This window comes from Actinophytocola sp., from assembly GCF_049647105.1.
Taxonomy (GTDB): domain Bacteria; phylum Actinomycetota; class Actinomycetes; order Mycobacteriales; family Pseudonocardiaceae; genus Actinophytocola.
Map to the genome: position 1 here is coordinate 87,768 of NZ_JBARWZ010000059.1, position 20,697 is coordinate 108,464.

18 protein-coding genes and 1 pseudogene are annotated in these 20,697 nt (G+C 67.8%); 9 read left to right on the forward strand and 10 right to left on the reverse strand.

The genetic code is table 11. The features are described 5' to 3' along the window. The first annotated feature begins 102 nt into the window (after positions 1-102). On the forward strand, positions 103-1,218 hold the full coding sequence (locus WBA97_RS07980) for an SMI1/KNR4 family protein (RefSeq protein ID WP_424230070.1): 1,116 nt from the start codon (positions 103-105) through the stop codon (positions 1,216-1,218). A gap of 69 nt (positions 1,219-1,287) precedes the next feature. After that, entirely contained in the window at positions 1,288-2,193 is a 906-nt protein-coding gene (locus tag WBA97_RS07985; protein WP_424230071.1) for a group II intron reverse transcriptase/maturase, read from the forward strand. 30 nt (positions 2,194-2,223) lie between these two features. Here the strand turns inward: WBA97_RS07985 and WBA97_RS07990 are convergent. From WBA97_RS07990 to WBA97_RS08005, 4 genes and pseudogenes are all read right to left on the reverse strand, one after another. Further along, a pseudogene (locus WBA97_RS07990) lies at positions 2,224-2,898 on the reverse strand (MFS transporter); the annotation flags it as partial. Between the two features lie 19 nt (positions 2,899-2,917). Next, positions 2,918-3,748, reverse strand: coding sequence for a class I SAM-dependent methyltransferase (locus tag WBA97_RS07995; protein ID WP_424230072.1), 831 nt, complete (start codon positions 3,746-3,748; stop codon positions 2,918-2,920). Positions 3,749-3,774: 26 nt separating this feature from the next. Next, the gene (locus WBA97_RS08000; RefSeq protein WP_424230073.1) at positions 3,775-4,644 is read right to left on the reverse strand and encodes a GRP family sugar transporter; all 870 of its coding nucleotides are present in this window, start codon (positions 4,642-4,644) and stop codon (positions 3,775-3,777) included. Positions 4,645-4,726: 82 nt separating this feature from the next. Further along, entirely contained in the window at positions 4,727-4,924 is a 198-nt protein-coding gene (locus tag WBA97_RS08005) for a hypothetical protein (protein ID WP_424230074.1), read from the reverse strand. A 493-nt stretch (positions 4,925-5,417) separates the two neighbouring features. On the opposite strand from WBA97_RS08005, the gene WBA97_RS08010 reads away from it, so the two are divergent. Genes WBA97_RS08010 through WBA97_RS08020 form a run of 3 tightly spaced genes read left to right on the forward strand, consistent with a single transcriptional unit; the run spans position 5,418 to position 8,990 of the window. After that, positions 5,418-6,419, forward strand: a complete 1,002-nt coding sequence (locus WBA97_RS08010) for an NAD-dependent epimerase/dehydratase family protein (protein ID WP_424230075.1) — start codon at positions 5,418-5,420, stop codon at positions 6,417-6,419. Positions 6,420-6,456: 37 nt separating this feature from the next. Continuing rightward, positions 6,457-7,764 (forward strand): glycosyltransferase family 4 protein, encoded by a 1,308-nt coding sequence (locus WBA97_RS08015; protein WP_424230076.1) that lies wholly within the window; start codon positions 6,457-6,459, stop codon positions 7,762-7,764. Further along, positions 7,761-8,990: a cytochrome P450 gene (locus WBA97_RS08020; RefSeq protein WP_424230077.1), complete on the forward strand. Its 1,230-nt coding sequence runs from the start codon at positions 7,761-7,763 to the stop codon at positions 8,988-8,990. The genes WBA97_RS08015 and WBA97_RS08020 overlap by 4 nt, the downstream gene beginning before the upstream one ends. On the opposite strand, the gene WBA97_RS08025 is transcribed toward WBA97_RS08020, so the two are convergent. The 6 genes from WBA97_RS08025 to WBA97_RS08050 form a co-directional block, all read right to left on the reverse strand. After that, positions 8,971-10,023 (reverse strand): methyltransferase, encoded by a 1,053-nt coding sequence (locus WBA97_RS08025; protein ID WP_424230078.1) that lies wholly within the window; start codon positions 10,021-10,023, stop codon positions 8,971-8,973. The genes WBA97_RS08020 and WBA97_RS08025 overlap by 20 nt on opposite strands. A 33-nt stretch (positions 10,024-10,056) precedes the next feature. Beyond that, positions 10,057-11,274 carry an aminotransferase class V-fold PLP-dependent enzyme gene (locus WBA97_RS08030; RefSeq protein WP_424230079.1) on the reverse strand — a complete coding sequence of 406 codons (1,218 nt, stop codon included), beginning with the start codon at positions 11,272-11,274 and terminating at the stop codon, positions 10,057-10,059. Further along, positions 11,271-12,341, reverse strand: coding sequence for a hypothetical protein (locus WBA97_RS08035; RefSeq protein WP_424230080.1), 1,071 nt, complete (start codon positions 12,339-12,341; stop codon positions 11,271-11,273). Before WBA97_RS08035 ends, WBA97_RS08030 begins: the two co-directional genes overlap by 4 nt. A 572-nt stretch (positions 12,342-12,913) precedes the next feature. Further along, complete coding sequence (locus WBA97_RS08040; protein WP_424230081.1) at positions 12,914-13,774, reverse strand: hypothetical protein; 861 nt, start codon at positions 13,772-13,774, stop codon at positions 12,914-12,916. A 13-nt stretch (positions 13,775-13,787) separates the two neighbouring features. Further along, a complete protein-coding gene (locus WBA97_RS08045) occupies positions 13,788-14,402 on the reverse strand; it encodes a lytic transglycosylase domain-containing protein (RefSeq protein ID WP_424230082.1) in 615 nt (204 codons plus the stop codon). A gap of 53 nt (positions 14,403-14,455) precedes the next feature. After that, positions 14,456-15,472, reverse strand: coding sequence for a Gfo/Idh/MocA family protein (locus WBA97_RS08050; RefSeq protein ID WP_424230083.1), 1,017 nt, complete (start codon positions 15,470-15,472; stop codon positions 14,456-14,458). 1,086 nt (positions 15,473-16,558) lie between these two features. Here WBA97_RS08050 and WBA97_RS08055 point away from each other — a divergent pair. The 4 genes from WBA97_RS08055 (at position 16,559) to WBA97_RS08070 (ending at position 20,697) form a co-directional block, all read left to right on the forward strand. After that, positions 16,559-17,629 carry a calcium-binding protein gene (locus tag WBA97_RS08055; RefSeq protein WP_424230084.1) on the forward strand — a complete coding sequence of 357 codons (1,071 nt, stop codon included), beginning with the start codon at positions 16,559-16,561 and terminating at the stop codon, positions 17,627-17,629. Positions 17,630-18,220: 591 nt separating this feature from the next. Beyond that, on the forward strand, positions 18,221-18,814 hold the full coding sequence (locus tag WBA97_RS08060) for an Rv1733c family protein (protein WP_424230085.1): 594 nt from the start codon (positions 18,221-18,223) through the stop codon (positions 18,812-18,814). A 51-nt stretch (positions 18,815-18,865) separates the two neighbouring features. After that, positions 18,866-19,807, forward strand: coding sequence for an Acg family FMN-binding oxidoreductase (locus WBA97_RS08065; RefSeq protein ID WP_424230086.1), 942 nt, complete (start codon positions 18,866-18,868; stop codon positions 19,805-19,807). Then, complete coding sequence (locus WBA97_RS08070; RefSeq protein ID WP_424230087.1) at positions 19,804-20,697, forward strand: universal stress protein; 894 nt, start codon at positions 19,804-19,806, stop codon at positions 20,695-20,697. Before WBA97_RS08065 ends, WBA97_RS08070 begins: the two co-directional genes overlap by 4 nt.

A 20,697-nucleotide genomic window follows, 5' to 3' on the forward strand; every position in this document is an offset into this window, starting at 1 on the left:
CCGTGGCGAGTCTGCCGGATGGTACAGTGTGATTCGCGATAGCCTCAGTTTGAGATGTGGTGATGTGGGTTGTTCGGCGACAGAAGAGATCGTGGGCGTCAGGTGTCCGAACTCCTGATGCTGACGGGCGTGGAGGATGTCGGGCGAAACCGCTACAACTGGGATGACATAGAGGACTCTCTGGGGCTGACTCTGCCGCACGACTACAAGAAAATCGCCGAAACATTTCCGCAAGGCTTATTCGGTGGTGTTGTGAAGGTGATACGTCCTGGTGATGCAGGTGGTGTCGAGAACGATTTCCCGGGATACTACGGGTATCGTCTGGATGACATGAGGAATTGGCGGGAGGATGAGTCGGGACGGTTCCCGTTGCCCATATTCCCGGAACCGGGCGGGCTGTTGCCGTGGGGTGTCTCGCCCCGTGCCGGACTGTTCTTCTGGGTTACCGATGGTCCTGACCCCACATTGTGGCCGGTCGTCGCGGCCGAACCGGAGTTCGAGCGCTGGGTGCCATTCGACGGTGGCGTGTGCGACTTCCTGGTCGCTGTGGTCAGCGGCAGCTTTGAGAGCCGCCTGATCGGTGTTCCGACAGTATCGAACGCGCCTGGATTTCAGTCGATCGAGTCGGCCGTGTCAACCGCTCCTGAACCGGTGAACGCAGGGTATTGGGAAGGGTTGAACCGTTTCGGCGCACGCCCGACGGTCGCCGTTGGGGCCTTGAACGACCTGATCGGCTCGCCGGGTGAGGTGGTCAAGCCCGTCGACTGGCAGGAAACTGAGCAGGCGCTGGGCGCCACGTTGCCTTCGGATTACAAGGCTTTCATCGAGACTTACGGCCCCGGCGAGTTCGGTGACATCACGATCGTGGGTCCAACTGGTGACAGAGACCTCGTTTCGCTACGCGCGAAGCTTGGTGCGGAGGTATCGGCCCATCGTCGACCCGGTGATCGTGAGTTCCCTGTCAACCCCGACGTGGCCGGGGTGATCGCCTGGGGCGAGACCCAGGATGGTTGGGCATGTTGCTGGGCGCCAACAGTTGGCGACCCCGACGAGTGGGGAACCGTGCTGGTGGACATGTCAAGACTGGACTTCGAGTATCAACCCAGCCTGTCCTTCAGCGCATTCCTGGTGAGGTACGCGAATCCAGCCGAAGAGGACTTCTTCATCGGCCGTGGCCGCCAGCCCACGGTCCCGATTAAGTTCAGGCGCAAGGTCTGAACCAATACGCCGAAGCGGCAGCTCCTCGGGACATTCGGCATTGGTTGCCTGTGGGCACCCTCACGGGGGGTGCAGCGAGACCATCTGCTCGGGTTCACCGGACCCAAGGCCGAAGCCGAGGAGATCAAGGAACGGCTGGCGGAGTTCCTGCGTGACGAACTCACGTTGGAACTCTCCCACGACAAGACGCTGATCACCCACGCCCGCACAGGCGCGGCCCGATTCCCCGGCTACGAGATCACCGTCCAACACAACGACACGAAGAAGACCGGCCGCTATCGACGCGTCAACGGCCAGGTCGCTCTTCGTGTTCCCTTGGACGTGATCAAGGCCAAGCCCGCCCCTTATCTGCATCGCGGCAAACCCGCCAAGCAGGCGGCCCTGAGCAACGGCAGCGACCACACCATCGTCGCCACCTACGGGGCCATCTACCGGGGCATCGTCCAGTACTACCTGCCAGCCGGGGACGTCTATCGGCTTCACCGGCTGCGCTGGGTCATGGAGACCTCCATGCTCAAGACCCTGGCGGGCAAGCATCGCTCGTCGGTGTCGAAGATGGCGGCCAAGCACAAAGCCAAGATCCAGACACCGCACGGGATACGCACCTGCTTCGAGGCACGCATCGAACGCGATGGCAGGCAGCCACTGGTCGCACGGTTCGACGAAACACCACTCCGCCGGCAGAAGACGGCGGCGATCATCGACCGCCAGCCGATCCGGGTTGACTATCCGCACAAGGAGCTCATCACGCGGCTCCTCGCGGACACCTGCGAGATCTGCCGGCAATCGGGCGGTGTCCAGGTTCACCACGTCCGCAAGCTTGCAGATCTCGGCAAACCCGGATCACTCCTGTCCCGCCCCGGGTTTGACAGTAGTGCCAGTCCGGTCATGCCTGCGGTCTCTCGTGCGGTGAGGTCGAGGCGGTCCTGTAGCAGGAACCCCAGGCTGAGTTGCAGGAGGTTGATCGACAGGTAGATGCCCAAGTCCGGTCAGCAGGAACGGCCACAGTCGGGGGTCCAGTGGGCTCAGCCGGGGTGGGGTGGCCCGGTTCTGGTGGCGTGGTTCGCGGGGCAGGACGGTGAGCACCACGACGGTGGTGACGGCGAGGACCGCGGGTGCCACGTACAGCGCCGCCAGTAGGTTCAGTCCGCCGAGCAGGCCGCCCAGTGCCGGGCCGAGTACCAGCGCGAGACCTACCGCCGCGCCCACCCTGGCCACGCCCCGTACCCGGGACCGTTCGTCGGCGGTGACGTCGGCGACGTAGGACTGCGCGCCGACCGGCAGGCCCGCGAGTGATCCGCCGATGACCGCGCCCCGCGTCGCCAGCGGCAGCACGAACAACAGGGGTGCGGCGAGCACCGCGTGGAACCCGAGGTGTGCGATCACCGCGAACAGCAGCAGCCCCGCGGTGGTCCCGGCCAGTGCCGCGACGAACACGGGTTTACGGCCCCACGTATCGCTTCGCCTGCCCCAGATCGGGCTGACCAGTGCGACCGTCACCGCGGAGGCGCTGGTGATCACGCCGAGCTGGAACTCGGTCAGGCGCAACTCGCGTGCGAGCGGCGGCAGGATGGGGGTCAGCACCTGCATTCCCATGTAGCCGCCGAAGACCGCCACGTAGATCAGCAGGAGTACCCGCTCCCGCACTACCGGCGCCGGTCGTGTCAGATCACTCACCACCAGGGCAGCGCGAGGATAGTCATCTGGCGATGATGTACCGGATCGGTGAGCGGATCTCGATCGTGCCGTCGGCGATCCGGAACTCCTCGGCCTCTTCCGTGATCTCCCGTGCCACGGCGTCGCGCTGGTCCTCGGGCATCGTGTCCCACATGATCCGCATGCCGTGTGTCCACGTCCAGCGGACGAACTGCTCGGGCGAGGCTGCCCGGAGCACGACGTCCTCCACGTGCAGGCGGACATCCTCGAACCCGGCGCGCCGCAGGTCCGCCTCCGCCTTCGCCGGGCCGCCGAACGCCTCCGTCTGCGGGTACACCCGCGTGGACACGGAGAATCGCGCCGAGGCTTCCGCTATCGAACGGAGGCCGAAGACCCTGGGCTCGGGTTCGAGCACCGACGCGGGCGCGCAGACCGCGAGCTTGCCGCCCGGTGCCAGCAGTTTCCGGTACCTGGCGAAGGCCCTTTCCAGGTCGGGCACCATGTGGACGCTGTTGCTGCCGATCACGGCGTCGAAGTAGCCAGGCGCGAAGTCCGGCGACGTGCCGTCCATCGTGACGACGACGATGCGGTGGGCACGTTGCCGTCGCAGTTCGGCCGCGGTGTTCTCGATCATCGCCTCGGACAGGTCGATCCCGACGACCTGGCCCGTCGGCGCGACGGCGTCCGCCGCGGCGAACAGTGCGGCGCCCCGGCCGCAGCCGATGTCCAGCACGTACTCGCCGGTCCCCAGTTCCGCCAGCTCGACGAGCCTGCGTGCCACCGGCCGGAAGTACTCGACGCCGTTCTGGTCGTAGGACTCCGCGACCGTGTCGAAGTTCGAGCGGACGGCCGGATCCCCGGATGTTCGAGTCATCGTTCTCCCTCTGAGTGGATGGGCGGTCAGGCGAAGGTCAGCATGGCCACCCCGCCCATCACCACGAGCGAACCGGTGATCCGGCGGCCGAGCTGCTTCTCGCCGAGGAAGTACCAGCCACCCAGCACCGCGGTCACGATGCTGAGCTCCTTGAGTGGCGAGATCACGCTGACCGGCGCCATGCGGATGGCGAAGAGCACGAGGATGTACGCGGTCGGGACCAGCAAGCCGACGAGGAGGATCTCGCGCCGGTGGGCCGTGAACAGCGTGCGGACCTCACGCCTGCGGTTGAACGCGAGGGGGGACAGGACCAGCACCTCGCCGATCGAGACTCCCCAGAAGACCAGCAGCGGTGAGATCCCGAACCCGCTCACGACCTGTTTGTCCCACAGCGTCGCCGCGGCGTTCGCGGCGCCGATGAGTAGTCCGAAGCCGAGCGCGGACAGCTTGGCCGCGCGGCTGAGCGGGGTGGGCGCCCGCTCGACGGTGATCACCATGACTCCGGCGATCACGGTCGCTGCGCCGAGCAGGGCCAGCACGCCGGGTCGCTCGCTGAACACCAGCACTGCCGCGACGATCGCGAACACCGGTGCCATGCCGCTGGACAGCGGATACACCACGGACAGCTCGACCGTGCGGTACGCGCGTTGCAGCAGAAGGTAGTAGCTGAGCTGGAGGCAGGTCCCGACAGCGGTGGCGAGCGCCCAGTGTCCGGGATGGACCTCGCCGCCCAGTACCAGCGCACCGATGCCGAGCGGCAGCAGCAACACCGCGCTGACCAGCATGTAGGAGTAGACGAACAACCAGCCGGACGCGCCCATTCGCTTGGCGCAGACGTTCCAGCCCGCGTGGGCGAAAGCGGCGACGAGGACGAGCAGTGCTGCTAACGGGATCACAGGACACCCTTCACCTGAATCGGCGGACGCGGCCGACGCGGTCATCGTCGCAAGACGATGGACCGCGCCGGCCTTTCGTGACTTACACGGCCACCAGCTCGTAGACCCCGGTGGACGCGCTCGGCGAGCGCTCCGCGAACCACTCAGTGCGGTCTGCCAACCAGTTGGCGCGGTCCGAGAACCACATGCTGCGATCCGAGAACCACATGCTGCGGTCGGAGAACCACGTGTTGCGGTCCGAGAGCCAGTTGGCTCGGTCCGACATCCAGTTCATCTCCATCTTCCCTCCTTCCACCAATCGAAAGAAAGCTCGGGCGCCGCGATGCGCGACAACAACTGTCCCGACAGGACGCGAACACCCGGCAGCGTGCGCCGACATTCTGTTGGAGGCGGGTGAGAGAGCGAAGGACTGCGGTTCGGCCGCTCCCGCCCGCCCGGCGATCACGCCATTTCTTTTCTAACACCGTCACCATGCGTACTCAATGGGCCATCGGGGTGCGTCCTTTCGTCACGCTCTGTTTTCCCTGAATAATATTTTTGGGCGCTCGAAGTACGGGATACGACGGCACTTCTGTTCGCCTGCAGGGCAATTGCTGCCGTATCCACCTGGTTTAGGACGTGGCAATTGAGCGTCCATCTTAGAATTAAGTTGATCACCCGATCGGTGGATTTACCACCGCCCCCAAGCTTTGATTCCATGGACGAGTTAATTCTTCGCCGGTATCCCTGGGTGGACTCGATGCCGGCCCGAACCAACTCTTCCTAGGAGCGACATGCCTTCCCGTGCCAATGTGCTCGTCACCGGTGGCGCAGGCTTCATCGGCCGCAACTTGATCGCGCAGATGGTCCACGACGGCTACACGATCACAGCACTGGACAACTACAAGATCGGCGGGAAGGAGTACCTCGCCGACGAGATCCGGGACCAGGTCAACTGGGTGGAGGGCGACTCCCGTGACTACGGGCTCGTCGCGGAGCTCACCAAGGGCAAGGACGGGATCATCCACCTGGCCGCGCCATCGTCGTTCCTCATGTACGAAGAGGACCCCACCGATGGTGCGTCGGTCACCACGCAGGGCTTCCTGAACATTCTCGAAGCCGTACGCCGCAACGACGTCGGCAAGCTGGTGTACGCCAGCACCAGCGCCGTGTACGAGGGCAACCCGGTGCCCTACACGGAGGACATGACCCTCGCCCCGCCGGATCTCAAGGCACTGTCGAAGAAGTGGAACGAGGAGGCCGCGCGGCAGTACTCCGAGCGGTACGGGATCACCGCGATCGGCATGCGGCCCTTCAGCGTGTACGGCCACGGGGAGTTCAGCAAGGGTGGCTACGCGAACGTCATCTCGCTGTTCGTCTGGGCGGCTCTGAGCGGGAAGACGCCGGTGGTGTGGGGCAACGGCCAGCAGACCCGCGACTTCATCTACGTGACCGACACCGCGCGGGCCTTCCAGCTGGCGCTCGAGAAGGACCTCCCGACGCAGGAGTTCAACGTGGGGATCGGTCTGGAGACCACCTTCAACCGGACGCTGCAACTCATCGGCGAGGAGCTCGACGTCGAGCTGGCGGCGGAGTACGTGCCGACACCTATCGGGATCTACGCGGAGCGGCTCTGGGCGGACACCCGCAAGGCGGAGAACGTGCTCGGGTTCCACCCCTCGGTCACCGTCGAGGAGGGGGTTCGCCGCGTGATCGAGTCGGCCCGCGAGGCAAAGGAACGCTGGCCGGAGCTGAGCACCCAGCAGATGTACTTCGAGACGCTCCCACGCGCCTGAGCCAACACCGGAGCCGGATGGACGGGGGCAACGAAGGATGAAACGCGTACTGGCGCTGACCGATGCGCCTGATGACGTCAGGATCTTCTGCCAGGACAGCGAGCTGCTGCTGTTCCGCATCGAGCAGATGCCGGCGAACGGGCACAGCTTCGCCTTCTTCGAACAGGTGTACCGCAAGCTACGTGGTTCGTGCGATCTGTCCTCTGTGGACCTGGTGATAGCCGAGTACACCGAGGCGTTGCCACTGCTGTACCTGATGCGCCGTGACGGGTTCTCGTGTCCGGCACTGATCATCCCCCACACCAACCCGTATCCGCTCAACATTTTGAGCCAGCTGCTTCTGGTGGCTGAGACCGCGCATCCCGGCGACCTGGTCATCTGCGGCTCGACGAACGCCGCGACCGCCTATGAACAGGTCGTCGGGATTCCGGCACGCCACATCTGCACGTTCGGCATCAAGAACATCTACCGGCCAGAGGACCAGGCCGCCTGCCGCGAACGGCTCGGCCTGCCCCAGGACCGGCCGATCCTGCTCTACACCGGCAGGTTCATGACCGACAAGGGCATCGGCCCGTTGCTGAGCGCCTACCACCGGCTGCGCGGCAGCACACCGGAAGCACTGCTGGTCATGTCGATGACCCATGTGGACACCGTGCTGTACAACGAGGTCGCCGCCCAGCTCGAACACGTGGTGCAGTTCCAGCGCCTCGAGCGGCGGGACACGGTCACCCTCTACAACGCCGCCGACCTCTATGTCTCCGGAGCCACGAGCATCTTCGAGACCTACGGCAAGGCACCGTTGGAGGCGATGGCCTGCGGCCTGCCCGCCGTGGTGCCCAGGTGGGACGGTTTCCCCTACTTCGTCGGTGAGCACAACGGCGCGCTCGCCGACGTGGAGTACTGCGAGGCGGGTCAGAGCAGCCCGTTCGACTTCGCCAGGGTCCGTGCCGACGACCTCGCCGACCAGTGTCACCGCGTGCTCGAACGTGGACCGCTCCAGGACTACCGCGTGCCCGCGTGGGCAACCTACGACGAGACGATGCGGGTGCTGCGCGACGTGGTCGACGAGCTGACCGAGCACCCCCGCCGGGTGGTCGACGTCACCGAAACCACGGCACTGCACAAGGAGCGCTACTCCCCGGCCGTACGGGCCTTCCTCGACCACTACGGGCTGAACACCGTGGCGGACCTGGTCACCAGGACCACCGAGCTGGGGCTGGTCGACCGTCGCGAACCCGGGGACCCGGCCATCCTGCGCGGTCTTCACGACGAGATCTTCCACATCATGGACGCCGATCCCGGCCGCGCCGAGCAAGATGGGCCGAGCAGGGTGGCGACGGGATGAGCGCCGAGGACGTCCTTGCCGCGCAAGGAGGCGAGTACGCCGCGCTGGTGCGCTGGTGGGCGCGGATGCGTGCGACGAACCCGGTCTCCTACGACCCGGAGCTGGGCAACTGGCACGTGTTCCGGTACGCCGACGCCACCAGGATCATCGGTGACCACGAGACGTTCTCCTCCGACCTGCGTTCCTCGGTCCGCCAGCCCGAGCAGTTCGCGATCGTGGCCAGGGGTGCGTTCAACGGGTTCGACCCGCCAGAACACACGAAGCTCCGCGGGCTGGTACGCGGCGCGCTCACGCCGAGGCTGATCGCCGGCCTCGCGCCCCGGATCGCCGAGATCGCCGACGAGCTGCTCGACGCGCTCGCGGGCCGGGACCGCATCGAGCTGGTGGCGGACCTGGCGTATCCGCTGCCGCTGATCGTGATCGCCGAGCTGCTCGACATCCCACTGGCCGACCGGCACCGGTTCCGCGCATGGGCCGACGCGCTGTTCTTCCAGGGCCGGGGCGACGAACCGGTCATCGTGGCCACCGAGGAGATGCTCCTGTCGGTGGAGCCGCTCATCGGCGAGATGAACGCGTACTTCCTCGAACACATCCGGTACCGGCGCGGGCATCCGGGTCACGACCTGATCAGCAAGCTGGTCGCGGTCGAGGAGAACGGGTTCCGGCTGTCCGACGAGGAGGTGCTGGGTGTCTGTGGTTTCCTGCTGGTCGCCGGGCACATCACCACCACCCTGGTGCTTGGCAACGCGGTACACCTGCTGGCCACCCGGCCGGAGATCGCGGCGCGGCTGCGGGCCGACCCGGGGCTCGTCCCCGACGCGGTCGAGGAGGTGCTGCGCTTCCGCGGTCAGCTTCCCGCGACGCCACGGCGGACCACCAGGGAGGTCACGGTCGGTGGCGCGCGCATCCCGGCCGGTGAGGTGGTGCTCGTCTGGCTCGCCTCGGCCAACCGGGACGAACGGCAGTTCGCGGCCGCGGACCGGTTCGATCTCCGGCGCACTCCCAACCGGCACCTGGGTTTCGGCAGAGGGATCCACTTCTGCATCGGCTCCTCACTGGCTCGGCTGGAACAGCACATTGCCCTGCGCGCGGTCCTGCGGCGGTGGCCGGAGTTCGCCGTCGCCGACGGGGCGGTCGCGGAGGACGCGCGCAAGGCGATCGGGTTCAGGACGTTGCCGCTCACGGTCAGCTGGGCTGACCGCCCGCTTACCGCACCTCGAAAGTGACCGTGAAAAGACCCTGTCCGGGCACCAGCGGGACGATCTCGGTCAACTTCAGTCCCGCCGCCGCGCCGAGGGCACGGAACTCCGCCGCGGTCCGTTCACCGGCGTCCAACAGCAGCAGCATCGCCAGATCACGTTGGCTCGCCACGAACTGTCCCGGTTCGGCCGGTGCGACGGGAACGTCGTCAAGGACCCGCTCGACAACCACGACCCGGCCGGTACCGGTGAGGGCCGACGCGCACCGGCGGAGGATGGCCACCGCGTCGTCGTCCGGCCAGTCGTGCAGGATGTTGGCCAGTACGCAGACGTCGGCCCCGTCCGGCAGCGGGTCGAAGAAGCTGCCGCCGACCACGTCGACGCGGTCGGCCACGCCTGCCGCGACCAGCACCGGCCCGGCCTGGGACACCGTGTCCGGCAGGTCCACCAGCGTCCCGGTGAGATGGCGATGCGCGGCGAGGACGGCGGCCAGCACGTGGCCGGTGCCGCCGCCGACATCGACCACGCGCCGCGCCGAGGACCAGTCGTGCCGCGTGGCGAGGACGGGACCCAGCTCGGCGGCGTGTGCCGCCATCGCGGCGGCGAACGATTGGTCCAGCGCCGGATCGGCCGCGAGGTCGTCCCAGAACGGACGCCCGGAGAAGCCTGCCCAGACGCTCTTGCCGGTACGCACCGCTTCCGGCAGACCGGAGATCGCCTCGTCACCGCGGCGCGCGAACGGCTCGGCCTGGTCGAGGGCGCTCGCCAGCCCCGCTGCATGCCCTCGGCGCAGCACCGCCCCCAGCTCGCCAAGTTCGACGCGGTCCGCAGCGGGGGTCCGTAACACTTCCAGCAGCACCAGGTACCGGATCAGCCTGCGCAACGCGTTCGGCTCGGCACCCGCCCTTCGCGCGAGTTCCCCGACGTCGGTGACTCCCTCGGCGATGAGGTCGGGAATCCGCAGGGTGACCGCGGCACGGAGGGCCCACGGTGTGAACAGTGTGGCCGCACGTGCCACCTTCGCCGTCGCCTCGTCGTCCGTGAGGTTCCTGTCCGCCAAGACTGTGCTCGCCCCCAATCGAGAGAAGACCGGTCAGGTACTGGTTTTGACGACCCGGGCCAGTGCGTCCACCCCCCGGTCGATGTCGGCGAACGTGTTGAGCACGCCCGGCGCGAAGCGGACCGCGCTGCTGCGGTACGGCGTCTGTCCCGCGACGACGTTCTCCGCCTCGAGGAGTTCGACCACCGAGGCCGGGTCGACGCCGGGAACGTCGAAACACACCATCCCCGACGTCAGCTCCGCGTTGTCGGGGGTGCGGACCCGCACGCCACGGACGTCCGCCACCGCGGCGCGGCAGTGTTCGTTCAACGCGTGGATCCGTTCGGCGATCCGCGATTTGCCGAGGTCCTCGTGGAAGTCGAACGCCTCGGCGAGTGCCCACCGGTGTTCGTAGGCCGGGAACCCGCCAGGCGTGCACAGCCGCGCCTTCGGCGCCTTGTCGTCGGGCGAGAACCCCTGGTACCACGGCCAGAACGCCTCGACGTCGAACGAGGTGACGATGGGCCGTACCGCGTCCCAGCCCCGCTCGCTTCCCCAGACCAGCCCGGTGCCGCGCGGCCCGAACAGCCACTTGTGGCACCCGGAGACGAAGAAGTCGCACCCCAGGTCACGGACCTCGAAGTCCTCGACTCCCATGCCGTGCACGCCGTCCACGCAGACCAGGACCTCGTCGCCGGGAGCGCGGCCGAGGTTGATCTCGGCCACCACCGAGGCGATGCGTGCGAGCGGCAGTTTGACCCCGGTCCCGGAGTGCACCCAGGTGAGCGCCAGCAGCCGGGTCCGGTCGCCGATCCCGCGGGCCACGGCGGAGGAGATCTCCTCCGCCGTGGCGGTACGCGGATCCTGGTACAGCTCGATCGTCCGATGTCCGGCACCGCTCGATTCGGCCTTGAACCGCAACAACTCCTTGGCCGCGTAGTGCTCGTGCCCGGTGCTCAGGATCTCCTGGCCGGGGCGCAGCACGATGCCCGTGTACACCACCGCGAGGCCCATGGTGGTGCTCTCGGTCAACGCGATCGAGTCGGGATCGGCCGCGAGGTACCGGCCCGCCTTCGCCAGCACCCGGCGGTGCAGGTCGTCCCGGCGGTGGAAGTACAGGGCCGGGTTGCGGTCGAAGCCGGCCCGGTGCCGTTCGATGGCGGCGCGGACCGAACGGGGGTGCGGCGCGATCACGCTCAGGCTCAGGTGCACGTAGGCGGGATCGAGTTCGAACTCCGCCAGCACCTCGGCCCAGTTCACCTCATCGGTCACCGTTCGATACCCCAGCGCTGTGACTCGACGGGGGTGAGGTCGATGAGCTTGGCGCCGCGCCGGATCGCCTCCTCGTCCAGGATCGCGATGTTCGCCGGAGTCGGGTTGGGGGAGAGCCTGCGTTCGTGGGCCTCGGCGATCTGGTAGATGTCGAACCCGTACTGGTTGCGCATGATCCGGTAGCCCAGCTCATTGATCATGCAGTTGGTGCTGCAGGTTCCGGTGTTGCGCGGCACCTCCCAGCCGATCTCCTCGAGGTCGGCGATGATCTGCTCGGTCGACGGTTTCGGCACGAACTCGTAGAACGGGACGAGTGCCGTCCCGCTGTACCCGGTACGCAGGAGTTCTGCCGCCTCGGGTGCCTTGCGCTCCGCGTGCTTGCGCAAGAGCGAGACCTGCTCCTCGACCACGCCGTCCAGCGGCGTCAGCCCGTCGACCTTGACGATCGGGCTGTCCCCGGCGGTAGTGCGGTTCTGGCCCTTGTGGGTGCCGACGAAACACAGCGGGATCGCGTTGTCGCGGCAGTACACTGACGCCTGCGCGAGGATCGTCGAGAAGCACGGCCAGCACGCGGAACCCCACGACATCGCCGCCCGCAGCAGCGCGGTGTCGTCCTCCTCGTTCATCGCGAAACCGAGCCTGAACAACGTGTTCATCGGATCGCGCTCCGGCCGGGCGATGACCAGCTCCACGTCGAGCCGGTCGCAGAGCGCCTGTGCGTTGCGGATGGCCAATGGCGACTGGTATCCCTGGTCCAGCATCCAGGCCACGACCCGCACGTCGCGTGCGGCCAGGTCGTGCAGCATCCAGCTGGAGTCCTTGCCGCCGCTGTAGAGCACGACGGCGTCGGCCTTCGCCCCATCGCGGCGAACGGGCACGCTGCCAACGAGCTCGTCCAGCTCGGCTGGCAGTTCGCCGACGTGTTCGCCCCGGCTGACCCGGAAGACCAGGTCGAGCAGCGCGCCGCGGTCCTGTTGCGCTGGCACATCCGCCGGATCCGGTGGATTCTCGCAGTGCGTGCACAGCTCCGGGTCGCGGGGGATTTCCCGGCCGTCGAGGTCCGCCATGAATTTGTCATAGGCCAACGGCATTCCACAACGGTTGCAGACCGAGTCGTCCGGTACGACGGACATCGAATTCCCTTCCACAGCAGGAGTAATCGATGGCACAGGTCAACCCCACGCTGACGAGGCGCATCCCCAGTTGGCCGCATCCGACTGCATTGTCGAACCGGTCGCGACTTCCCAGGTTAGGAACCCGTTGCCGCGCCGGGCAATGGGCCAGACGTGTTAATCGTGATCACGCTCCGAGACCACGGTGTCGGCCGACATCTCCGGTGCGAGGCCAAATCCGGCGTGGCGCAGGGAGAACGTCGGTCGGGTCCGTGTGTCTCCCGGTATTTGTCTACTCGTGAGAATGTTTTTCGCACGACGGTTCTCGGGCTGTGCGTCAGCTCGCCATGATCACTACTGGTGAATTTTGTTGCGGCAGCAAGAAACGGTCTCCCGCGACAGGAGGGTGCGCTGTATCTACTTCGGACGGTCGGAACTCAGGCGCGGGCGGTGCGCCGCGCGGCCCGTCTCGGCGACGCGCTCGAGTTCGGCGACGATCGCCGCGAGTGCCTGCGGGAACAGTTCGATCAGCTCGTGCCGCTCAGCCCCGCAAGGTCGTCGCTGGACAACCCGCCGCCCGCCGCGGCGACCAGGCCCAGCAGATCCTGTTCGGTGGGGGAGCCGTTCAGCAGCCGCGCGAGGTCGCGCTCCATGGTGTCCCGGATGGCCTGCGCTTCCGGGGAGGGGGCGAGCGGCTTGATCATCGCCCCGGCACGCAGTGGGTGGTCGTCCGGGATGTCTCCGGGAACCGGCGGGTTCGGCCGCCCCGCGACGATCACGCGCATCCCGGCCGGCGGCCGGACGGGCAGCAGCGCCGCGATGCTGTGCCAGCCCGGTCCGGCGTTGGCGCCGCGATCCTCGTCCAGTCCGTCGACGACGAGGACGAACTGCTCTCCGCGTGCCTGGCAGGCAGTCGCGGCGTCGGTGAGCAACCCCAGCATGTGCGCTTCGCGCGTCGACTCGGTCAGGAACGGCGGCCAGCTCTCGCCCAGCAACGCCAGCAGTTGCTCCATCACGTTGTCGACGAACGCGGCCCGGTCGTCCTGGCTGGACAGGCGCGAGGTGATGAAGAACGACACCACCCGCACACCGGCAGGCGGGTGCAGTACGAACCACGACATCAACGCGGACTTGCCGGACCAGGCCGCCGCTCGCCACCAGCAGTAACTCTCCCCGGTGCCCGGTGCGGAGCAGAACTCGGCCAGCTCGGCCAGTTCGGCGTGCCTGCCGACCAGATCCTTCGGTGCGATCCGCTCGACCTGGTACCGGTAGCGGGTACGCACCGGCAACCCGGTCACCAGGTTCACGTCGCCGATGTGCACCCCGGTGTTGGCGTAGCCACCCGGTGCCGTTGCCGAGCCGCTGTCGCCGACCTTGACTTGGCGCACGCGCACGGGACCTTCAGGAAAGCGTCTTTTCTGCCAGTTCCCATTGTGCACGGAGGCGGTCGACATAGGCCCGGGCCCGGGGACCGGGCTGCCGCCCGTTGGCGAACCGGAGCATGTTGCGTGCGCCCGCGTTGTAACCCATGGCGAGCAGCTCATCGATGGTGAAGGAGCCGCCGACATGCTGGGGCAGGCGCGCACGGAGGTCGTGGAGGTGCCACGCCGCGGCCTGGATGGCCAGCTCCTTGTCGTGGGGCAGTTCCTTCCAGGCCCGCTCGGCGAACGGCCGCCCGAACCGGGTGTGCTCGTAGGTGCGGCGGTGCATGTTGGCCACGCCGAAGGCCGAGTCACGGTGGACCGTCTGCCATGCCCGCTCCAACAGCGGAACGTGCGGCTTGTAGGACTCGAGGTAGAGGATCGCCATCAGCAGGACCGGGTTCACCCCGGCCGCGTCGGCGTGGGTGCTCACCTCGGGCACGAGCCGGGCCGGGTCGCTGCGCGCGGACCGCGGGGTCAGCCCGGCAACGCCCGAGGTGTGCGCGTGTGCCGCCCCCCGGCGCACGAGCCACGCGCCCAGCGCCGTCGCGGACAGGACGCCGACCAGCCAGCCCGTACGTCGGTGCCGTCCCATAGCGTCCTCCAGCCTTGCCCTCACGATGTCGACACACTACGGGTGTGCGCCGGTCATGTCCCCGAGAGCTGCTCGATCAGCTCGATGACCCGCACTGAGTCCATCGGGTCGACCGGCACCGGCGTGCCGTCGCGCAGGGCGGTCGCCAGCAGTGCGTAGAACTCCGCGTATCGGCCGGGTTCCGTCGGTACCGCCCGGGTTGCGCCATCGAGCCCCAACACGCCCCAGGCCGTCGACGGCTCGTGCCCGAAGCCAGGATCCGTTGGCCGGGCGCCGCCGCGGAGCGCGGCTTCCTGCGGATCCATGCCGTGTTTGGTGAACCCGGCCTGCGAGCCGAGCACGCGGAACCGGGGTCCGGCCTGCGTGGCGAGGCCGTTCATCCACAGGTGCGAGACGACACCGGTTTCGTGGTGCAGGACAACGAAAGCGTCGTCGGGTGCGGCACCGCCGGGCCGTCGGGTGAACAGTTCGTGGTACGCCGGGACCGCGTCGCCGAACAGGTGGACGGCCTGGTCGATGACGTGAGCACCGAGGTCGTACAGGATGCCGCCGCCGTCGGCCGCGGCCGTCCCGGTCTTCCACGACGAGCCGCGGTCCGGTTTCCACCACTCGAACCGGGACTCGAAGCGCCACACCGTACCGAGCGCGCGGTCGGCCAGCAGTCGCCGCACCGTGCGGAAGTCCCCGTCCCAACGGCGGTTCTGGAACACCGTCAACGGCACACCGAGCCGGTCGGCCTTCTCGACGAGCTCGCGACCCTGCGCCGAGGCGACGGTGAACGGCTTGTCGACCACGACCGCGACACCGGCGTCGAGGAACGTGTGCGCCAGCGCCGCGTGGGACGCCGGCGGCGACCCGATGACCACGAGGTCCAGCTCCCGGTCGAGCAGCGCGGCCGCACCGTCCACGACCCGCGTGCCGGGATACCGCGCGAGCACCTCGTCCCGGCGTTGCTCGTCGCCCGTCACGACCGCGGCCAGTTCGTAGTCCGGGTTCGCGTCTACGAAGGGGGTGTGGAACACCCGCCCGGCCGTGCCGAACCCGATGACGGCCGTTCGCAGTGATCGCATGTGAGGAACCTACTGCCCACAGCCGAAGCCCGCCGCGAAGTCCGGACGACCGGACCATCGTCCACCTTGGACGCGATGTTTCCCGCTGCCACTGTCGCGCGCGTGCGATGCCGGTCCGGTTCCCTGGGATTGTCCGACGCGGTGCTGATGTCGAGCGCGCGCTGGTGCTTCCCGTGGGGCCTGCCTGGTCGCCCACGGCGAGGAGGGTTTCGTCCCGGCGGCGACCGGGACACTCCCCCGTTCATGGTCGTGGACGGCGCGGGTATCGAAGAAATCTTTAACGGGCCATCAAATTTATCTCAACAAGCTGAAACGCGATTTTTCCGCAGTCCTGGCGTCGGTCCGGGTGCGCTGTGCTCGGCCTCGATCGCCCGGGAGCGCTGAGTGACGACCTTCGATACCCAATGAACGAAGGGCCAGTTCAGTGGCCTCCTCGTACACGTTTGGAGGTTGACAATGAGGTTGGCTTCTCAATTCCTGCTCATGGTTTACCGATGCGACTACATGTCGGCTCGGTGTGATTATCACAATCACAAACTTCCCGCAGGGAGGATTTCATCATTTCTGTTTTTTTCCTACCTGTGGCCACGGAAAGTGATTTGTTCGGTAGGAGTGTTGTGTCCGTGATGGTCCTGGTATGTACTGCTCCTACCCCTGCGCAGAGTTTTCTAGGAGAGATTCTCAATGAGACGGATTTTGCTTCGACGGTTACTGGGTGGGGCATCGGCGTTGGTGGCGGCGGCGGGTTTGGCGGTGGTGGTCGCGACACCGGCGTGGGCTGTTCCGCCGTCCAATGACGACTTTGCCAACGCGCAGGCCCAGACCGGTGCGTTCACGGACAGTCTCAGCAATGTCGACGCGACCACGGAGTCCGGTGAGCCGACCGATGCCAGCTGCATTGGCGGGACGCCTCCCGATATCGGCAATACGGTGTGGTATGGGTTGACGGTCAGTGCGGGAACCGAGGTCTCCGTGGACACGTTCGGTTCGGACGTCGACACGGTCTTGTTGGTCTACACCGGCGCCAGCCTCGGATCACTGACTGAGATCGCCTGCGACGACGACACCGCTGGATCCCAATCCAGCGTGGAGTTCACAGCGGGTTCGACGACGACGTACTGGATCCAGGCAGGCGGCTTTGCCGACGGCAGCGGTGGCGTCGCCACTGGCGATTTGGACTTGAATGTCGATGTGCCGTCGCCTCCGGGTGCGGATGTGTCGGTGTCGGTGGCCGAGTCGGCTGATCCGGTGTCCCTGGGTGGTGACCCGTACACCTACACCGTCGGGGTGGCGAACGCCGGTCCGACCGGGGCGACCGGGGTGTCGGTGTCGACCACACTGTCCGGTGCCGCGCGGACGATCAACTCCGCCACCCCGTCACAGGGGTCGTGCAGTATCAGCGCACCCACGGTGTCCTGCACGCTCGGGGCGATAGCCGCGTCAGGAGCGGCGACGGTGACCATCTCGGTCACGCCGTCGGCGACCGGCACCATCACCGCGACGTCGACCGTGTCGGCGACCGAGACCGACCCGACCCCGGGCAACAACACCGACGCCGAGTCCACCACCGTGAACAACGCGTTGGGATGCACGATCACCGGCACCAGCGCGGGTGAGACATTGAACGGCACCAACGGCAACGACGTGATCTGCGGACTGGGCGGCAACGACACCATCAACGGCGGCAACGGCAACGACACCCTCTACGGTGGCGGCGGCAGCGACACCATCAATGGCGGCAACAACAACGACACGCTCTACGCCGGGACCGGCAACGACGTGGTCGACGGTGGCAACTCCGACGACATCCTCTACGGCGGTGACGGTGACGACATCATGGGTGGCGGCAACGGCGCCGACTACCTCTACGGCCAAGCCGGTAACGACACCAACTACGGCGAAACGCTGCTGGGCTCGCTGCTGTACCTGTTCGACAACGGCGCCGACCACATCGACGGTGGCCCCGGCAACGACGACCTCGACGGCCAGAACGGCGCCGACACCATGATCGACCACGACGGCACCGACACTATGTCCGGCAACCTCGGCAACGACAACATCAACGTCCAGGACAGCGCCGGCGGCGACACCGCCAACGGCGGCCTCGGCGCCGACACCTGCACCGTCGACGGCGGCGACACCACCACCAGCTGCTGACCCGGCCCGACCCAGCGACGAGACCAGGAGCCCTGGTCGACCGCTAACGGAGCCCTTGGTCGATCGTCTCCTCTCGGCAGAGGGGAACGAACGACCAAGGGCTCGGTTCATCGGGTGCGCTGTCGGGTGGCCGGTGCGCGGTGAACAGTTGCCGGGCGGTGAGTAGCTGTCGCCGTCGTGGTCATCGAGCCGTGTCAGACCGAGGTGGGCGCGGCCGGAGATGGTGGGCTCTCCGGCGTCGGTGAATCGGTCCAGTGGCCATTCGGCGGGCCATATCAGCACCGTCATCAGCGTGCCGGACACGGCCGCGATGCGGGGGCCGATGCCCAGGATCAGGGTGGCGCCGATGCCAGGCAGCGGCGGCTCGACGCCACAGGGCTTCCTCGGCAAACCTCGACGACGGCCCTTGTCGAGGGACGGCCAGAGGAAGACCAGGCGGTGGTGTCGCCGAAGCGTCCGATGTGGAGGAGACTTCGGGGGAGCATCTGGTGGTGATGCGGTCCTTGGTCCCTCTGGTGAGGGCGCTTGTGCTCTGTGCGTCCTCGTCGAGACGCGGTGTGCTGGTGGCAGACCCGACCGAGGGAGGCAGTGGTGCGGGAAGCGTTCAAAGCCGTGAGCCGCCTGCTGCGGCCTGGCAGGAACCCGCTGGCTCGCGGCGTCGACCGGCTCGAAAGCGCCGTCGTGACCCTCGCGGTGCTGATCGGGCTCGTGCTGCTGCCGATCATGCTGACACTCGGCTCCGTCATCCACGCTGGCCTCTCCGAGCGGCGTGAGCAACAGCTCCGCGACCGGTACGAGACCGTCGCGGTCCTCACCGAGGACGCGCCGAAAGTGACCGCCGACGCGGACGGGACCGCCGGGGGCAGGTCGGCCGTGCCCGCGCGCTGGGAACTGCCGGACGGCACCGCCAGGACCGGCGTGGTGCCTGCCGACCACGGGCTCGATGCCGGTGCCGGGGTCACGATCTGGCTCGACCGGACGGGGAGCCCGGTGAGTGCGCCGATGTCCACCTCGGACGCGCGGGTCACCAGCACGGTCGTCGCCGTGTGTGGCTGGCTCGCCTCGGGCGGGTTGCTGGCTCTCGCGTGTCGCGGACTGCACGTCGCGCTCGACCGCCGCCGGTTCCGCGCGTGGCAGGTGGAATGGGCCCGGGTCGAACCGGGCTGGCATGACCGAACCCGGTGACCCAGGCCGCAATGCCCTGCCGGTCGCCGCTATCGCGACGGAGGTGGTGTCGTGACCGGATGGACCGCCGGTGAGAAGAACCTGATCGCCGACGCCGTGGCGCATGCGCCATCGGTGCACAACACGCAACCCTGGGTGCTCGAGTTTCACGACCCACGCCAGGTGACGCTGTACGAGCGGCTTGACAGAACGCTGCCAACGCACGATCCACTGGGCCGTGACCGTCTCATCTCGTGTGGCGCGGCGCTCGAACACGCGCTGCTCACGGTGCGGGTACTCGGCTGGACCGCCGACCTCGCACTGTACGCGAACCCGGCACGACCGGACGAGATCGGCCGCCTCACCGTGACCGGCCGAGATGAACCGTCCGAAGTGGACCTGCGGCGCTTCGGCGCGATCGCTGGCAGGCGCAGCCATCGCAAGCCGTTCGCGGCACCGCCCACCGACGACGAGCGCCGCACGTTGCTCGCCGCGAAGGGCGTCGACGGTGTCGGGTTGCGGCCGGTGCGTGGCCGGGACGAACTCGCGGTGCTGGCGAAGTTGTTGCACCACACCGCTCTCGTGCTGCGCGCCGACCGCGCCTACCAGCGAGAGCTGTCCGCGTGGACGGCCCCCGTTCGCGACCCGCTGCCGGGGACGGGCGTGTCCGCCGCGACCCGGCGGGTCACCACCCTGCCGTGGGCGGGGCTGGTCCGGCGCACCTCCGCCATACCCGACACGGAGACGCTCGCGGACCGCCTGCGGGGTGAACTTCTGCTGGTGGTCGTGACGCCCGACGACGGTCCGCACGACCACATTCGCGGCGGCATGGCCGCGGCGGCGGTCTGGCTCGCCGCGACCGGCGCCGGGCTGGCCGGTTCGATCCTCACCCAGCCCTTCCACCTGTCCGAGGTGAGGTCAGGGCTGGTGGAGTCCCTGTCGTTGCACGGGTTCCCGCAACTCCTGCTCCGCTTCGGTCAGCGAACCGACCAACGCGAGGAGAGCCAGAGATGACGAACAACCTCGACGACTCCCACCCGATCGTCGTGGGGGTGGACGGATCCGAGTCCTCGGCGCACGCCGTCCGCTGGGCGGCGCGGGAGGCGGTGCGCCGCAACACACCGCTACGGCTCGTGCACGTCTGCTACCTGGCGCCGGTGCGGCACCCGAAGCAGGTCCCCCCGCCGCCGGAGTACCTCGCCGCGCTCCTCGAACAGGGCAGGCACTGGATAACCGAAGCCACCGAGGCCGCGCGCCGGGCGGCGCCGGACGCCGTGGTCACCGCCGATGTCCACGACGGCGAGACGAGCCACGTGCTCGTGTCCGAGTCGAAGACCGCGCAGCTGCTGGTGGTCGGCTCCCGAGGGCTCGGCGGGTTCCGCTCGCTGCTCGTCGGCTCGGTCGCCGTGGCGGTGGCCGCGCACGCGCGATGCCCGGTCGTCGTGATGCGCTCCGGCGCCGAGGACGGCGTGCCGCCGGAAGACGGCCACGTGGTCGTGGGTCTCGACGGCTCGGAGTTGAGTGACGCCGCCATGACCTTCGGGTGCGAAGCCGCGGCGGCTCGTGGCGTGCCGCTGGTCGCCCTGCACACCTGGTTCGACGTCGACGTGAGCGCGACCTGGGCGAGGCTGCCATCCACCATCGACTGGGACTACCTGCAGTCCGAAGAGGAGCGGGACCTCACCGTGCGTGTCGGCGCCTGGCAGGCGAAGTTCCCGGGTGTCGAGATCCGGCCACTGGTCGTTCGTGACCGGCCGGGCCGTGCGCTGCTCAAGCACGCCCAGGATGCGCAGCTGATCGTCGTCGGATCGCGTGGCCGTGGCGCGCTCGCCGGGCTGGGCCTCGGCTCGGTCAGCCAGACTCTGCTGCACCACGCGGAATGCCCGGTCGCGGTGGTGCGGTAG

What these genes read in the sequence shown, in the direction of transcription:
- WBA97_RS08015 (WP_424230076.1), top strand. Translation starts at nt 6,457, where the DNA reads ATGAAACGCGTACTGGCGCTGACCGATGCGCCTGATGACGTCAGGATC.
- WBA97_RS08070 (WP_424230087.1), top strand. Translation starts at nt 19,804, where the DNA reads ATGACGAACAACCTCGACGACTCCCACCCGATCGTCGTGGGGGTGGAC.
- WBA97_RS08050 (WP_424230083.1), bottom strand. Translation starts at nt 15,472, where the DNA reads ATGCGATCACTGCGAACGGCCGTCATCGGGTTCGGCACGGCCGGGCGG.
- WBA97_RS08005 (WP_424230074.1), bottom strand. Translation starts at nt 4,924, where the DNA reads ATGGAGATGAACTGGATGTCGGACCGAGCCAACTGGCTCTCGGACCGC.
- WBA97_RS08020 (WP_424230077.1), top strand. Translation starts at nt 7,761, where the DNA reads ATGAGCGCCGAGGACGTCCTTGCCGCGCAAGGAGGCGAGTACGCCGCG.
- WBA97_RS08035 (WP_424230080.1), bottom strand. Translation starts at nt 12,341, where the DNA reads ATGGCGGACCTCGACGGCCGGGAAATCCCCCGCGACCCGGAGCTGTGC.
- WBA97_RS08045 (WP_424230082.1), bottom strand. Translation starts at nt 14,402, where the DNA reads ATGGGACGGCACCGACGTACGGGCTGGCTGGTCGGCGTCCTGTCCGCG.
- WBA97_RS08010 (WP_424230075.1), top strand. Translation starts at nt 5,418, where the DNA reads ATGCCTTCCCGTGCCAATGTGCTCGTCACCGGTGGCGCAGGCTTCATC.
- WBA97_RS07995 (WP_424230072.1), bottom strand. Translation starts at nt 3,748, where the DNA reads ATGACTCGAACATCCGGGGATCCGGCCGTCCGCTCGAACTTCGACACG.